The 13,864-nt window shown below is 73.7% G+C and carries 10 protein-coding genes; 8 read left to right on the forward strand and 2 right to left on the reverse strand.

Features of this window, described 5'->3' with window-relative positions:
* Positions 1–82: 82 nt before the first annotated feature.
* Genes M8C11_RS01180 through M8C11_RS01195 form a run of 4 tightly spaced genes read left to right on the forward strand, consistent with a single transcriptional unit; the run spans position 83 to position 4,933 of the window.
* Positions 83–1,639, forward strand: a complete 1,557-nt coding sequence (locus M8C11_RS01180) for an ABC transporter substrate-binding protein (protein WP_120569414.1) — start codon at positions 83–85, stop codon at positions 1,637–1,639.
* Complete coding sequence (locus tag M8C11_RS01185; RefSeq protein ID WP_121684474.1) at positions 1,636–2,592, forward strand: ABC transporter permease; 957 nt, start codon at positions 1,636–1,638, stop codon at positions 2,590–2,592. The genes M8C11_RS01180 and M8C11_RS01185 overlap by 4 nt, the downstream gene beginning before the upstream one ends.
* Positions 2,589–3,380, forward strand: coding sequence for an ABC transporter permease (locus M8C11_RS01190; RefSeq protein ID WP_120569416.1), 792 nt, complete (start codon positions 2,589–2,591; stop codon positions 3,378–3,380). The genes M8C11_RS01185 and M8C11_RS01190 overlap by 4 nt, the downstream gene beginning before the upstream one ends.
* Complete coding sequence (locus M8C11_RS01195; RefSeq protein ID WP_252447882.1) at positions 3,377–4,933, forward strand: ABC transporter ATP-binding protein; 1,557 nt, start codon at positions 3,377–3,379, stop codon at positions 4,931–4,933. Before M8C11_RS01190 ends, M8C11_RS01195 begins: the two co-directional genes overlap by 4 nt.
* Positions 4,934–4,997: 64 nt before the next feature.
* Here the strand turns inward: M8C11_RS01195 and M8C11_RS01200 are convergent, their stop codons facing one another.
* Positions 4,998–5,408, reverse strand: a complete 411-nt coding sequence (locus tag M8C11_RS01200) for a DUF3224 domain-containing protein (RefSeq protein ID WP_252447883.1) — start codon at positions 5,406–5,408, stop codon at positions 4,998–5,000.
* Positions 5,409–5,436: 28 nt separating this feature from the next.
* The gene (locus M8C11_RS01205; protein WP_114920719.1) at positions 5,437–5,802 is read right to left on the reverse strand and encodes a VOC family protein; all 366 of its coding nucleotides are present in this window, start codon (positions 5,800–5,802) and stop codon (positions 5,437–5,439) included.
* A gap of 264 nt (positions 5,803–6,066) precedes the next feature.
* Here M8C11_RS01205 and M8C11_RS01210 point away from each other — a divergent pair, with 264 nt between their 5' ends.
* The 4 genes from M8C11_RS01210 to M8C11_RS01225 all read left to right on the forward strand — a co-directional run bounded on the left by M8C11_RS01210 (position 6,067) and on the right by M8C11_RS01225 (position 13,754).
* Positions 6,067–6,828: a class I SAM-dependent methyltransferase gene (locus M8C11_RS01210; protein ID WP_233585713.1), complete on the forward strand. Its 762-nt coding sequence runs from the start codon at positions 6,067–6,069 to the stop codon at positions 6,826–6,828.
* Positions 6,829–6,840: 12 nt separating this feature from the next.
* On the forward strand, positions 6,841–8,775 hold the full coding sequence (locus M8C11_RS01215) for a KedN5 family methylcobalamin-dependent radical SAM C-methyltransferase (RefSeq protein WP_252447884.1): 1,935 nt from the start codon (positions 6,841–6,843) through the stop codon (positions 8,773–8,775).
* Between the two features lie 65 nt (positions 8,776–8,840).
* Positions 8,841–11,948, forward strand: a complete 3,108-nt coding sequence (locus M8C11_RS01220) for a BTAD domain-containing putative transcriptional regulator (RefSeq protein ID WP_252447885.1) — start codon at positions 8,841–8,843, stop codon at positions 11,946–11,948.
* A 117-nt stretch (positions 11,949–12,065) separates the two neighbouring features.
* The gene (locus M8C11_RS01225; protein ID WP_252447886.1) at positions 12,066–13,754 is read left to right on the forward strand and encodes a bifunctional 3-(3-hydroxy-phenyl)propionate/3-hydroxycinnamic acid hydroxylase; all 1,689 of its coding nucleotides are present in this window, start codon (positions 12,066–12,068) and stop codon (positions 13,752–13,754) included.
* Positions 13,755–13,864: the final 110 nt, after the last annotated feature.

Here is a 13,864-nt window from a genome sequence, read left to right on the forward strand (position 1 = left end):
CCCGTGCCGATGATCGGCGACCGTCAGATCCGCAGACGTCTTGCGATCCGATTTCACCGGCACGACTTTTTGTGGAGGAACCATGTCGCCCACCCCGTACGACTCGCCGTTCAATCGCCGCGCGCTGCTCCGGATGGGCCTCGTCGCGGGCGCCGCGGTGGCCGGCGTGCCGCTGCTGTCGGCCTGCGGCGACGACGAGGAGCCGTCGCCGGCGGCGGCCGGCGGGGGGTCGCTGGCGGTGCTGAAGGTGGGCGCGCCGAACGCGGTCACCGACGCCGAGGCCGGCAACCCGCTGCTGACCAGCATCGGCGCGACGCTCATCGTCATGCGGCACGTGTACGACTCGCTGATGGTGCTCGACAACGGCGAGTACAAGTACCAGCTCGCCGAGTCGGTGCAGCCCAACGCCGACGGCAGCGTGTGGACGATCAACCTGCGTTCCGGGGTGACGTTCCACGACGGCAAGCCGGTCACCGCCGCCGACGTGGTGCACAGCATCCGTACGCTCGGTGCCAAGCCCAGCAACCGGGCCTCCGTCTACGCCAACGTCGACCTCGCCAAGGTGACGGCCGTCGACGACCGCACGGTCACCGTGCCGCTGCTCACCCCGCGCGGCGACTTCAAGGAAGCCGTCCTCGTCGTCTTCTCGCCGGTCTTCCCGGCCGGCATGACCGAGTTCAGCAAGCCGATCGGGTCGGGCCCGTACCGGCTGGCCGAGCGCAACGGCACCACGACCCGGCTGGTCGCCAACGAGCAGTACTGGGGCGGCAAGCCGAGCGTCGCCGAACTCCAGGTGGTCGGCATCCTCGACGCCGGCGCCCGGCTGTCGGCGCTGAAGGCGGGGCAGGTCGACTACGCCGTCAGCATCAGCTCCACCGGCGCGAAGACCGAGGCGGCGAACAGCGAACTCACGGTCGTCCGGGGCGGCCCGGCGAACGCGAACGCGCTGTCGTTCGCGATGAACCAGAAGCTCGCGCCGTTCGACGACGCCCGGGTCCGCCAGGCGGTCCGGCTCGCGGTGGACCGGCAGGCGCTGGTCGACAACGCGCTGCTCGGGCTCGGCTCGACCGCCGACGACGTGGTCGGCAAGAGCCTGCCCGGCTACGCCGACCTGCCGGCGCGCGCCCGCGACCTGGAGCAGGCGAAGCGGCTGTTCGCCGAGGCCGGGATCACCAAGCTGACGCTGCGGACCGGCGAGCTCGTCCCGGGCATGCTCAACGCCAGCCGGCTGCTGGCCCAGCAGCTCAAGGAGGCGGGCGTCGAGCTGACGCTCCAGGAGATCTCGCCCGACGCCTACTACGCCGACCTCACCACGCTGGCCACGCACCCGTTCCAGGCGTTCTACTACGTGAACCGGCCGGCCGCCGTTCACCTGTCGGCGGTCACCCACGGCAAGGCGCCGTTCAACGTCACCGGCACGTCGGCCGCCTACCAGGAGCGGCTGGCGAAGGCCCAGGCGACAGTCGACGACAACGCCCGCGCGGAGGCGTTCAAGGCGTTGCAGGAGGAGTTCTACAAGGAGGGCGGCGACCTGCTGTGGGGCTTCCAGGAGCAGCTCGACGCCGCCCGTAAGGGGATCAGCGGGGTCCGCACGATGCAGTCGATCCAGCTGTTCGACCGGGCGACCGGGCCGGCGTGACCGCGCTCGGGTTCCTGGCCCGACGGCTGCTGGCGACGGTGGCCACGCTGTTCGCGGTGGCGGTGGTGCTCTTCGCCGGCTCGGAGGTGCTCCCGGGTGACGCCGCGTCGGCGTCACTCGGGCCCGACGCCACCATCGAGGAGGTCGCGCAGCGCCGGGCCGAACTCGGCGTCGACCGGCCCTGGCCGGTGCGGTTCGTCGAGTGGGGGACCGCGGCGCTGCGCCTCGACCTGGGCACCAGCACCTCGATGCACCGGCCGGTGGTGGACGTCGTGGCCGAGCCGCTGGCCGCCACCGGCCTCCTGGTCGGCCTCACCGCGGCGGTGACGGTGCCGCTGGCGATGGGACTGGGGCTGCTCACCGGGCTGCGGCCGGGCGGCCGGGTGGACCGGGCGGTGTCGGCGGTCGCGGTGGTGGCGGTGTCGATCCCGCAGTTCGTCACCGCCGGCCTGCTCGTGCTGGTCTTCGCCGACCTGTGGCCGCTGCTGCCGGCGATCTCGCTCCCGCCGCTGGGCGGCGGACCGCTGGACCGGCCGGAGATCCTGGTGCTGCCGGTGGCCGCGCTGACGCTGTTCGGCGCGGCGTGGGCGAGCCGGATCGTGCGGGCCACGGTCATCGACGCGGACGCGATGCCCCACGTCGAGGCGGCCCGGCTGGCCGGGCTGCCCGAGCGGGTGGTCGTGGCGCGGCACCTGCTGCCCGCGGCGGCGCCGCCGTGCGCGCAGACGTTCGCGTGGCTGCTGTCCGGGCTGTTCGGCGGCACCACAGTGGTCGAGGTGGTGTTCAACTACCCGGGCCTGTCGCAGACGCTGGTGGCGGCGGTCCGCAACCACGACACCGCCGTCCTGGAGGGGGTCGGGCTGCTCCTCGCCGCGATCATCCTCGTCTCGTTCATCGTGGCCGACCTGCTCGTCCTCGCGGTCGACCCCCGGCTGCGGGTGGCCGCCCGATGAGGGCCGCGCGGTGGCTGCTCGCCGGGACGGCCGCGGCCGTGGTGCTGCTCGTGCTGGGCGTCGCGTTGTTCGGCCCGCTGTTCGCCGGCGAGCCGGAGCGGATCGTCGGGCTGCCCTACAGCGCGCCGACGGCGGGCAGCCCGCTGGGCACCGACAGCGCCGGACGGGACGTGCTGGACCGGGTGCTGGCCGGCGGCCGGCCGCTGGTGGCCGTGCCGGTGGTGGCGACGATCCTGGCAACCGTGCTCGGCCTGGTGCTGGGCCTGCTCGGCGGCTACTTCGCCGGGATCACCGACGCCGTGGTGTCCCGGCTGGACTACCTGCTGCTGGGCCTGCCGCCGGTGCTGATCCTGCTGGTGCTGCTGCACGGCTGGGGGTACAGCGCCACCACGATGATCATCGTGGTGGTGCTGACCGGCACGCCGTTCGTCTCCCGGGTGACCCGGGCCGAGACGCTCCGCGCGGTCGAGGACGGCTACGTGGTGGCCGCCTACGCCGGCGGCGACTCGCACCTGTCGGTGATCGTCCGGGAGATCCTGCCGAACATCGTCCGGCCGGTGCTCGCCGACTTCGGCACCCGCCTCGCCATCGCGGTCACGCTGACGGCGGCGGCGGCGTTCCTCGGCTTCGGCTCCAGCGGCCCGAACTGGGGGGCCATGATCAGCCAGAACGTCGAGGGAATCCAGCTCACCCCGTGGGGAGTCGCGGTGCCGGCGGTCCTGCTCGGCGTGCTCACCGTCGCCGCGAACCTCGGCATCGACCGGATCGTCGGGCGGGTGCTGCGATGATCGAGATCAGTGGGCTGCGGGTCGAGGACACCGCCGGGCGGGCCGTCCTGGAGAACCTGTCGTTGCGCGTCGCCGAGGGCGAGCGGGTCGCCGTCGTCGGCGAGTCCGGGGCGGGCAAGACGACGCTGGCGATGGCCCTCGTCGGGGCGGTACGGCGCGGACTGCGGGTGGCCGGAGGCACGGTCGTGGTCGACGGGCACGACGTGCTGACGGCCTCCGGGGCCGAGGTGCGGCGGGTCCGGCGGCGGGTGCTGGCGTACCTCCCGCAGGATCCGCCGTCCGCGCTGAGCCCGACGTTGCGGGTGCGGGCGCAGATCCGCGAGCTGGCCGCGGACCGGTCCGACTCGGCCGTGAGCCGCGGGCTGGTCGAGGTCGGGCTGCCCGGCGACCGGGCCTTCCTGCGCCGGTACCCGCACCAGCTCTCGGGCGGTCAGCAGCAACGCCTGGCGCTGGCCCGGCTGCTGGCCGGCGACCCGCGCGGCCTGGTGCTGGACGAGCCGACCACGGGTCTGGACGGGCTGGTGCGCAAACAGGTGCTCGACCAGTTGGACCGGCTCTCCGCCGACCGCGGGCTGGCGGTCGTGCTCGTCACCCACGACCTCGCGGCGGCGGCCCGGATGACCGATCGCCTGATCGTGCTGCGGGGCGGCGTCGTGGTGGAGCAGGGACCGACCGCGCAGGTGCTCACCCGACCGGCCGCCGCGTACACCCGGGACCTGCTCGCCGCGGTGCCGGACCTGCCGGCGGAGATGCGCCGTCGCGCCGCCACGCCGGAGCGGGGTGCGGAGGTCCTGACCGTGTCCGGGCTGACGGTGCCGCGGGGTGGCCGGGTCGTCCTGGACGACGTGTCCCTGCGGTTGCGTGCCGGCGAGGCGCTGGCCCTGCTGGGCACGTCGGGCTGCGGCAAGACGACGCTCGCCCGGGCCGTCGTCGGAACGCTGCGCCCCAGCTCGGGCCGGGTGACGCTGTCCGGCGAGGTCCTGGAGCCGACGCTCGGGCGCCGGCCGGTGCACCAGCGACGCCGCTTGCAGCTCATCCCGCAGGACTCCGGCGGGTCGCTGAACCCGCGGCGGCCGGTGGGCGCGGCGATCGGCCGGGTGGTCCGCCTGGCCGGTGGGATGACGGCCGATGCGGCCGCGGCGGAGACCCGCCGGCTGATGGGGCTCGTCGGCCTGCCGGGGGAGCTGGCGTCGCGGCTGCCGCGGGAGCTGTCCGGCGGGCAGCGGCAACGCGTCGCGATCGCCCGCGCGCTCGCCGCCGGGGCCGACGTGCTCGTCTGCGACGAGATCACGTCGAGCCTCGACGCCCAGGTGGCGGCCTCGGTCCTGGCGCTGCTCGACTCGCTGCGGCGGACCCTGGGCCTGGCGGTGCTCATCGTGACGCACGACCTCGGTGTGATCGCCCGCAACGCGGACCGGGTCGCCGTGCTCAGCGGCGGGCGGATCGTCGAGGAGGGGACTGTCGAGCAGGTGTTCGGCAACCCGCGCCACGAGGCGAGCAGGATGCTGCTGGACGCCGCGCGGCCCGTCACGGCGGCGGCGGACGTGCCGTGAGCGCCCGAGACGGAGGGCCGCTCCCGGTTTCCCGGTAGCGGCCCTCCGTCTCGGTATCAGGGCGTCAGACGAGTTCGTCGAGGAGCTCGTAGTTCAGCGTGAAGGTGTGGCTGCCGTCCTCCAGCTTGCGCATGGTGGCGGTGCCCTGGATGCCGGCGAGCCCTTCGGTGCCGGTCCCCGGCACGATGTGCCACTCGGCGCCGCCCTCCTCGTCGCTCATCAATCCGACGGCCTGGTGCTGGAGCATGAAACTGCCCTTGGAACCGCCGATCGACACTTCGATCACCTCGTGACCGACGTATCCGGCGCCGCCCTTGCCATAGGCGAACAGGAACTGCGCGCGGCTGGTGCCCTCGAGTTCACCGGAATACGTCTTGGTGACCGAGGCCCGCGAGAATTTCATGCCCTCGGGGGTCTCCTGCCACTCGTCTTCGTCCCAGGAGTCGAGCGTAAATGAAGCGGTCGCGGTGCTCACCTTGTCTCATTCCTTCCGTGGTTCTTTTTCAGTCCCAAACCGAGGCGCAGAACGGGTGACCGGCGGGGTCGAGGAAGACCCGCCACTTCGCGTCGCCGGGCTGGTCGGCGGGTTTCGTCGCACCCAGGCGCAGCAACTCGGTCTCGGCCGTCTCGATGTCGTCGACGGCCAGGTCGAGGTGCAGTTGCTGGGGAACCGTCTGCCCGGGCCACTCCGGACGCCGGTAGTTCTCCACCCGCTGCAACGCCACGGCGACGCCGTCACCGTTGCGGAGGAACGCGCCCGACTCCGACTCGTGCACCGGCTCGAGGCCGGCCGCTTCCCGGTAGAAGGCCACCAGCGGGGCGATTTCGGAACAATCCAGTGTTACCGCCGCCAAGCGACCGACAGCCATTCACGTCTCCTGGAGATTGTCGTCCGATCGAAAGCGTGGCCCGAGCCTAGCAATCCGCCGTCGTCCACGCCACGGTTACCGGGTGTGTCGCGGCCGCCCTGCTCATTAGACGGTTGCGAATGGACAGCACGTGCCGAAGGTTCCGCAGCATACCGGGGCAACCGTCGGCGGCGCCACCGTCACGCCAATCGAGTTGCTCTCACTTCGTGCTCAGAACAGCGCAGCGTCGAGCGCACTCGTCCGCCACGATTCGCCGGTACCCCAATGACCGGCGTGGAGGAGAACACGGTGGAAGGCTTCGAGATCTTCACCTACGGGGACGCCGTCGCCGACGTCTTCGACGGGACGGGATGGGCCGGCGACCCGGGTGACACCGAGGAGACGATCGAGTGGCTCGCCGAGAACTCCGGCGGCGGGCCCGTCCTCGAACTCGGCGTCGGCACCGGCCGGGTCGCCGTCCCGCTGGCCCGCAGGGGCATCGAGGTGCACGGCATCGACGCGTCGGAGGGGATGCTGACGCAGTTGCGCGACAAACCCGGCGGCGAGCTGGTGCACGTGCACGTCCAGGACTTCACCGACTTCACCCTGCCGTACAAGTTCTCCCTGGCGTACGCGGTCTTCGACACCCTGCCGTTCATCACCGACCAGGAGGAGCAGATCCGCTGCTTCCAGAAGGTCGCCGACGTCCTGGAGCCGGGCGGGCGGTTCGTGATCCAGACGTCCATCCCCGACCCGGCGCGGTACGACCGCAACCAGCGCACCCAGACCGTACGGGTGGAGAAGGACCACGTCGTGATGACGTTCACCCGGCGGGAGCGGATCTCCCAGTGCTCGTCGATCCAGTTCGCGGTCCTGCGGCCCGACGGCATCCGGTTCTTCCCGATGCGCATCCGCACCGTCATGCCGTCCGAGATGGACCTGATGGCCCGCCTCGGCGGGCTCACCATGGAGTCGCGCTGGGGCCACTGGGACGGACGACCACTGCGCGACTCCGACGAGCGGCACATCACCGTCTACCGCAAGTAGGGCGGCGGATCGGTGGAGCACAGCCAGACGAGCGCCGGCGACGCGGACCGGCGCCTTCGGGTGGTCCTGGTGCAGCAGGGCGTCTGGGACATGCCGCTGGAGTCGCTGCCGCTCGCCTCGGCGTACCTCAAGGCGATGGTGTCCGGCGACGCCGAGCTGGACGCCCGGGTGTCGGTGGAGATCTGCAACTTCCGGGGGCGGGTGACGCACGGGGAGATGGCCGCCCGGCTGTTCGCCGGCCCGCTGCCCGACGTGATCGGGTTCTCCGTCTTCGGCTGGAGCCAGCGCGCCTTCGGCGCGCTCGCCGCCACCTACAAGCAGCTCAACCCGCAGGGCTGGGTGATCTTCGGCGGCACCCACGTCAGCGCGCAGGCCGACCGCGTGTTCCGGCTCTACCCGGAGATCGACGTCGTGGTCAACGGCGAGGGTGAGCTGACCTTCGTCGACCTGCTCCGCGCCCGGCTGGCCGGCGTGCCCGCGGACGACCTCGGCGAGGTGCTGGGCATCTCCTGGCACCGCGCCGACGGCAGCGTGGTCACCAACCCGGACCGGCCCCGGATCGAGGACCTCGACGTCATCCCGTCGCCGTTCCTCACCGGAGCCGTCGAACTGCTCGACGCCGACGGCCGGTTCCGCTACGACGTCGCGCTGTTCGAGACCAACCGCGGCTGCCCGTACAAGTGCTCGTTCTGCTACTGGGGCGGCGCGGTCGGCCAGCGGGTACGCGCGTTCTCCCGGGAACGGCTGCGCGCCGAGCTGGAACTGTTCGCCCGGTGCGGCGTGCACACGGTGGTCGCCTGCGACGCCAACTTCGGCATGCTGCCGATCGACCTGGAACTCGTCGACGACCTCATCGACATCAAACGGCGTCACGGCTTCCCGCTGGCCTTCGAGAGCTCGTGGGCCAAGAACAAGTCGAAGGTGTTCTACGAGATCGTGCGGCGGATGAAGGAGGCCGGGCTGCGCAGCTCCTTCACCCTGGCCCTCCAGTCGCTCAACCCGGACGCCCTGACGCTGATGCGCCGGCGGAACATGAAGGTCAACGACTGGCGTGACCTGGTGCGGTGGCTCAACCGGGAAGGGCTGGACTGCTACGCCGAGCTGATCTGGGGCGCGCCGGGCGACACCGTCGAGTCGTTCCTGGCCGGGTACGACGAACTCGCCCAGCACGTGTCCCGCATCGCCGTCTACCCGATCATGCTGTTGCCGAACACCGAGTACGCGGAGAACAAGGAGCTGTACGGCATCGTCGCGCTGCGCGGCGACAACGACGACTTCGAGTACGTGCTCGCCCACCGCACCATGACGTTCGAGGACAACGCGGTGATGCAGCGGTTCCTGTTCTGGGCCCGGGTGATGGCCGAGAACGCCGTCCTGCGTCACTGCTGGCTGCCGCTGCGGCGGCTGGCCGGGTGGGAGCAGTCCCGGGTCCTCAACAGCCTCGCCGACTGGGCGGACACCACCTCGGCGCGGGAGGCGATCCCGTTGCGGGAGGCCGCGATGCGGGGGCACGGCGGCGGCGCGCCGGCGTACGCGGCCGCCATCGGCTACCTCTTCACCGAGGCGGACGGGCGGCGGGCGCTGGAGCTGTGGTGGCAGGAGGTGGTCTCGCGGCAGCTCGCGGACGACGTCCGCCCGTTCCTCGACGAGGTGTACCGCTACGACCTGCTGACCCAGCCGGTCTGCGATCCGGACGAGCTCCCCGTCGTCGAGATCGGCGGTGTCGAGTACTTCCACCGCCCGGACGTGACCCTGGCGTACGACGTGCCGGGCGTCCTCGCGCGGATGCGCGCCGACGAGCCGGTCTCGCTGGAGCCGGACCCGGTCCGGGTCGACATCTACTACCGCACCGGCGCCATGACCGCTGTCATGTCGACGAACCACGAGGAGATCCTGCACTTCATGGGGGAGGTGCGGAGGGCAGGCACCCCGCTGACCGTGCCCTGACCGATCGTCGGTGTCCGGAGTGGACCGGGCGCTGCCATACTCGGCACGATGGGGTCGTCGTCGACGTGACTGTGCAGTTCCGTGTGCTGGGCCCGCCGGAGGTCGTCCGGAACGGGCGGGTGGTGCCCCTCGGCGGGCCGAAGCAGCAGGCGCTGCTGGCCCTGTTCCTGCTGCGGCCGAACCGGTTCGTCGCCGCCGACTGGCTGGTCGACGCGCTGTGGGACGCGCGACCGCCGGCCAGCGCCCCGACCACGCTGCGCACGTACGTCGCCGGGCTGCGCCGGGCCGTGGAGCCGCAACGGTCCCACCGCGAGCCGGCGCGCGTCCTGCGCAGCCACCCCCGGGGGTACGAGCTGCGGGTCGACTCCGACGCGGTGGACGCGATCCGGTTCGCCGGCCTGGTGGACCGGGCGGCGGACGCGCTCGCAGCCGGGCAGGCGGCGGCCGCCGAGCGGACGTACACCGAGGCGCTGGCGTTGTGGCGTGGCGAGCCGCTGGCGGGCGTGGCCGAGCTGGCCGCGGTGCGCCCGGAGGCGGCCCGGCTGGCCGAGCTGCGGTTGAGCGCCGAGGAGGGGCGGTTGACCGCAGCCGTCGCCGCCGGCCGGCACGCGACGCTGCTGCCGGAGCTGCGCCGGTTCGTGTCGGCGAACCCGCTGCGCGAGGGCGCCCGGGCGCAGTTGATGCTGGCGCTGTACCGCTCGGGGCGGCAGACCGAGGCGCTCGCCGTCTTCGACGAGGGGCGCCGGATCCTGGCCGGCGAGTACGGGCTCGACCCCGGTGAGCAGATCCGCGCGGTGCACCGGCTGATCCTGGAGCAGGCCGTACCGCCGGACCGGAGCAGCCCGGCGGAGGTCGCCGGCCTGGCGGCGGCCGGACGCCCGGCCCCGCCGGAGCGCGACGGCGGACCGCTCGTGGGCCGGGACGCGGAGCTGGAGCGGCTGCGGGAGACGCTGGACGCGGCCACCGGGCACGGCGGGCGGGTGCTGACGCTGGTGGGGGAGGCCGGTATCGGCAAGACCAGCCTCGCCGCGGCGCTCGGCGCGCGGGCCGCCGCGACCGGCGTCCCGGTGGTCTGGGGCCGGTGCCCGGACGTCGGGCAGGCGCCGCCGTTCTGGCTGTGGAGCCAGGTGGTACGCGCGCTGGTGGCGATGCCGCAGACCGGCGCCACCGGCTCGGCGGGCCGGCTGGGCGGGTTCGCCGCCGGCGCGCCGACCGGACCGGCGGACGGTCGCGGTCTGGACCCCACGGCGCGGTTCCAGGTGTACGAGGCGGTGGCCGACCTGGTGCACGCGGCGGCCCGGGAACGTGGCCTGCTCGTGGTCCTGGACGACCTGCACGCCGCCGACCCGGACTCGCTGCTGTTGCTGCGGTTCCTCGCCGCCGCCGCCCTGCCCGCGTCCCGGGCGCTGGTGGTCGCCACGCTCCGGCCGTACGACGACGATCCGGCCCTGGTGGCGACCGTCGCCGAGCTGGTGCGCGGGCGCGGCTTCGGTCAGGTCCGGCTCGCCGGGCTGGACGCCGCAGCGGTCGCCGACCTGGTCCGGGACCGCACCGGCGAGGCGCCGCCGGAGCCGGTGGTGACCCGGCTGGTCACCCGTACCGGCGGGAACCCGTTCTTCCTCACCGAACTGCTGCGGTCCCGGACCGGCCCGGGCGACGGCGCGGAGCTGCCACCGAACATCCGGGACACCGTGCGGCTGCGGCTCGCCGGACTGCCCGGCCCCACCCGGCGATGCCTCGACCTGCTCAGCGTGGCCGGACACGACCTGGACCTGGCGGTGCTGGCGGCGGCGCTGGACAGCACTCCCGAGGCGGTCGCCGAGGAACTCGCCCCGGCCTACCCGGCCGCGCTGGTGGTCGAGACCGGGCCGGGCGCGCTCGCGTTCCGCCATCCGCTGATCGCCGAGGTCACCTACGCCGAGCTGGTCCCGCCGCGCCGGGCCGCGCTGCACGCCCGGCTGGCCGCCGCGTACGAGCAGTCGGCCGGCACCTCCCCGGCGGAGCTGGCCCACCACTACGGCGAGGCGGTCGGGCTGGGCCACGGCGAGGACCACCTGCGGTGGTCGCTGCGCGCCGCCGACGACGCCACCCGCCGGGTCGCCTACGAGGACGCGCTCGGTCACCTGGAACGCGCCGCGCTCCGGCTGGCCCCGGCCGCGCGGGTCACGCCCGACGCGGCGGTCACCGAGCTGACCGTCCAGTTGCACCGCGCGGCCCTGCTCCAGATGACTGTGGGCGTCGGCAGCGACGCGGTGGACCGGGTCTGCGCCCGGGCCCGCGAACTGCTGACGCTCGTGGGGCCGGACGCCGACATCCGCCACGCGCTCTGGGCGCTCGGCGAACTCGCCGCCAACCGGGCCGAGTTCGCGATCTGCGCCGACCTCGCCGGGCGGCTAGTCCGGGCACCCGACGACGGCAGCGGGCTGATCGCCGTGGCCGGTGAGTACCTGCTCGGCGCGATCGGCTACTTCACCGGACGGCAGGCCGAGGGCGAGCGGCGGCTCACCGCGGGCATCGACCGGCTGCGTACCGTCGACCGGGCGCTGCTGCGCCGCGAGGTCGGGCGGCGTCCCGTGCTGGCCTGCCACAACTTCCGGGCGCTCGTGCGCTCGATGCGCGGCGACCCGGCCGGCGCGTGGGCCGACATCGCCGCCGCCGAGGCCCTCGCCGAGGAACTCGACGACCCGTACGGCCGGGCCAACGCGGCGCTCTACGCCGCCTGGCTGGCGATGCAGGAACACGACGTCGCCGCGGCCGACGCGGCGGGGCGACGGTGCCGGGACATCGGCCGGGCCACCGGCCTGCCGCACATGACGGCGACCGGCGCGTACTTCCTGGAGTGGGCGGCCGCGCGCGGCGGCGACCCCGGCCGGCTCGACGCGATGCGCGCCGCCGCCGAGGAGTTCTACCGCCCCGGGCTGCGGTCCACCCGGACCATCACGCTCTGCGCGATGGCCGAGGCGTACCTGACCGGCGGCCGTCCGGACACCGCGGCGACGCTGACCGAGGAGGCGCTGGCGCTGGCGGACCGGGTGGGCGAGCGCGTCTTCGTCGCGGAGCTGCACCGGATCCGCGGCGCGGCCCGGCGCGACCGTGCGGAGTGGGACCTCGGCGCGCGGATCGCCGCCGACCAGGGAGCGGCTCTGCTGCTGCCCCGGTTCGCCGCCTTCTGACCGGTGTGGAGGCCCGCCTCCACGCCGTCTCCACACCCCTTCCACAGCGGACTGGTGCCCTGACCGGTGCCGGGCGGCGGAGAGCCGTCCGGAACCACGTTCCGAAGGGGCACCACGATGGGATCAGTTCAGCCGCCGGCTCACCAGGAGGTCCACGAGGTCGAGGTCGCCGTCATCGGCTGCGGGCCGGTGGGCGCACTCACCGCCAACCTGCTCGGCGCCCGCGGCGTCACCACGCTCGTCGTCGAACGCAGCGCGGCCCCGCACGGTCAGCCGCGGGCGTTCTCCTGCGACGACGAGGCGCTGCGCATCTACCAGCAGGCCGGCCTGCTCGACGAGGTACGCGACGAGATGGTCGCGCCGCCGCTGGTCGAGTACGTCAACGGCGCGGGCCGGGTCTTCGCCCGGATGAGGCTGTCCGAGACGGACTTCGGGTACGGGCACGCGCCGCTGCGTTTCTTCGACCAGCCACGACTGGAACACACGCTGCGCACCGGGCTGGACCGTTTCCCGCACGTCCGGCTCGCGCTCGGCACCGAGCTGGTCGGCCTCACCCAGGACGAGGACGGCGTGACCGTGCTGCTGTCCGACGTGGCCACCGGGCAGCGGCGGGCGGTCCGCGCCCGGTACGTGCTCGGCTGCGACGGCGCCCGCAGCGCCACCCGCGCCGCCGTCCGGATCCCGCTGTCCGGGGCGAGCTACGCCGAACCGTGGCTCGCGGTCTCCGGCGACGTGCCGCCCGACGCGGTACGGGTGCCGGACACCACGTTCGTCTGCGACTGGCGGCGCCCGGCGTTCGTCTCTCCCGGCGCGGCCGGCAGCTACCGGATGGAGTTCATGCTGCGCCCGGGCGAGACCGAGGACGAGGTGCAGCGGCCGGAGAGCATCGCCGCGCTCGTCTCCCCGTACGTCGACCCGGACCGGTTCACAGTCACCCGGGCGGTGGTCTACACCTTCCACCACCTCGTCGCGCAGCGGTGGCGGGAGGGGCGCGTGTTCCTGCTCGGCGACGCGGCGCACCAGATGCCCCCGTTCATGGGCCAGGGCCTGTGCAGCGGCCTGCGCGACGCGGCGAACCTGTCGTGGAAGCTGTCGCTGGTGCTGTCCGGCGCCGCCGACCCCGCCGTGCTCGACACGTACGAGACCGAGCGGCGCCCGCACACGGTGGAGATGGCGCGGACGAGCGTCCGGCTGGGACACGTCTTCCTGGCCCGCAACCGGATCACCGCCGGGCTGCGCGACACCGCGCTGCAGGCGGTCCAGACGATTCCCCGGGTACGGCGGTTCGTGGAGCGCTTCGAGTTCAAGCCGGTCCCGGCGTACCGGCGGGGCCTGATGGCCGGCGGGCGGCGCGACGGCGTGGTCGGGACGATGTTCCCCCAGCCACGCGTCCTCGTCCCGGGTGCGCCCGGCGAGCGCCTGCTCGACGAGGCGCTCGGCGACGGCTTCGTCGTGCTGGGCCGCGCCGGCGTGGACAGCCCGCCCGGACCGCTGTGGCAGCGGCTGCCGGTGCGGTTCGTCGCGGTCCACCCGCCCGGCACGCCGCTCGCCGGCCTGCCGGACTCGTCCGTAGACGGCCGGCCGGGCCGGGTCGACGTCGTGGACGCCGACGGTGTGCTCAGCGGGTGGCTGCGGCGGCACGGCGCCGACCTGGTGGTGCTGCGGCCGGACCGGTTCGTGTTCGCGCTGGTGAGGCCCGGCGGCGTCGAGCACGCCGCCCGGGACCTGTCGGCCGCCCTCGGCGCGCCGCCCGAAGAGCCGGGCGAGCCGCGCTCGGAAAGGCCGGAGGCGGCACCCGCCCGGTGACCGGCTCGCCGTCCGGACACGGGCGGCACGACCGACGGCGACGCGATCGGCTCCCGTCGACCCATCGAGACCTCTCATCTCCTCCGACGACTGTGTGCAGCCGTGCCCTC

The sequence above is a fragment of the Micromonospora sp. CPM1 genome (genome assembly GCF_023896895.1).
GTDB classification, from domain to species: Bacteria; Actinomycetota; Actinomycetes; order Mycobacteriales; family Micromonosporaceae; genus Micromonospora; species Micromonospora tulbaghiae.

Coding starts and splice junctions, on each gene's coding strand:
- M8C11_RS01195 (WP_252447882.1), top strand. CDS start 3,377: ATGATCGAGATCAGTGGGCTGCGGGTCGAGGACACCGCCGGGCGGGCC.
- M8C11_RS01180 (WP_120569414.1), top strand. CDS start 83: ATGTCGCCCACCCCGTACGACTCGCCGTTCAATCGCCGCGCGCTGCTC.
- M8C11_RS01190 (WP_120569416.1), top strand. CDS start 2,589: ATGAGGGCCGCGCGGTGGCTGCTCGCCGGGACGGCCGCGGCCGTGGTG.
- M8C11_RS01210 (WP_233585713.1), top strand. CDS start 6,067: ATGACCGGCGTGGAGGAGAACACGGTGGAAGGCTTCGAGATCTTCACC.
- M8C11_RS01225 (WP_252447886.1), top strand. CDS start 12,066: ATGGGATCAGTTCAGCCGCCGGCTCACCAGGAGGTCCACGAGGTCGAG.
- M8C11_RS01205 (WP_114920719.1), bottom strand. CDS start 5,802: ATGGCTGTCGGTCGCTTGGCGGCGGTAACACTGGATTGTTCCGAAATC.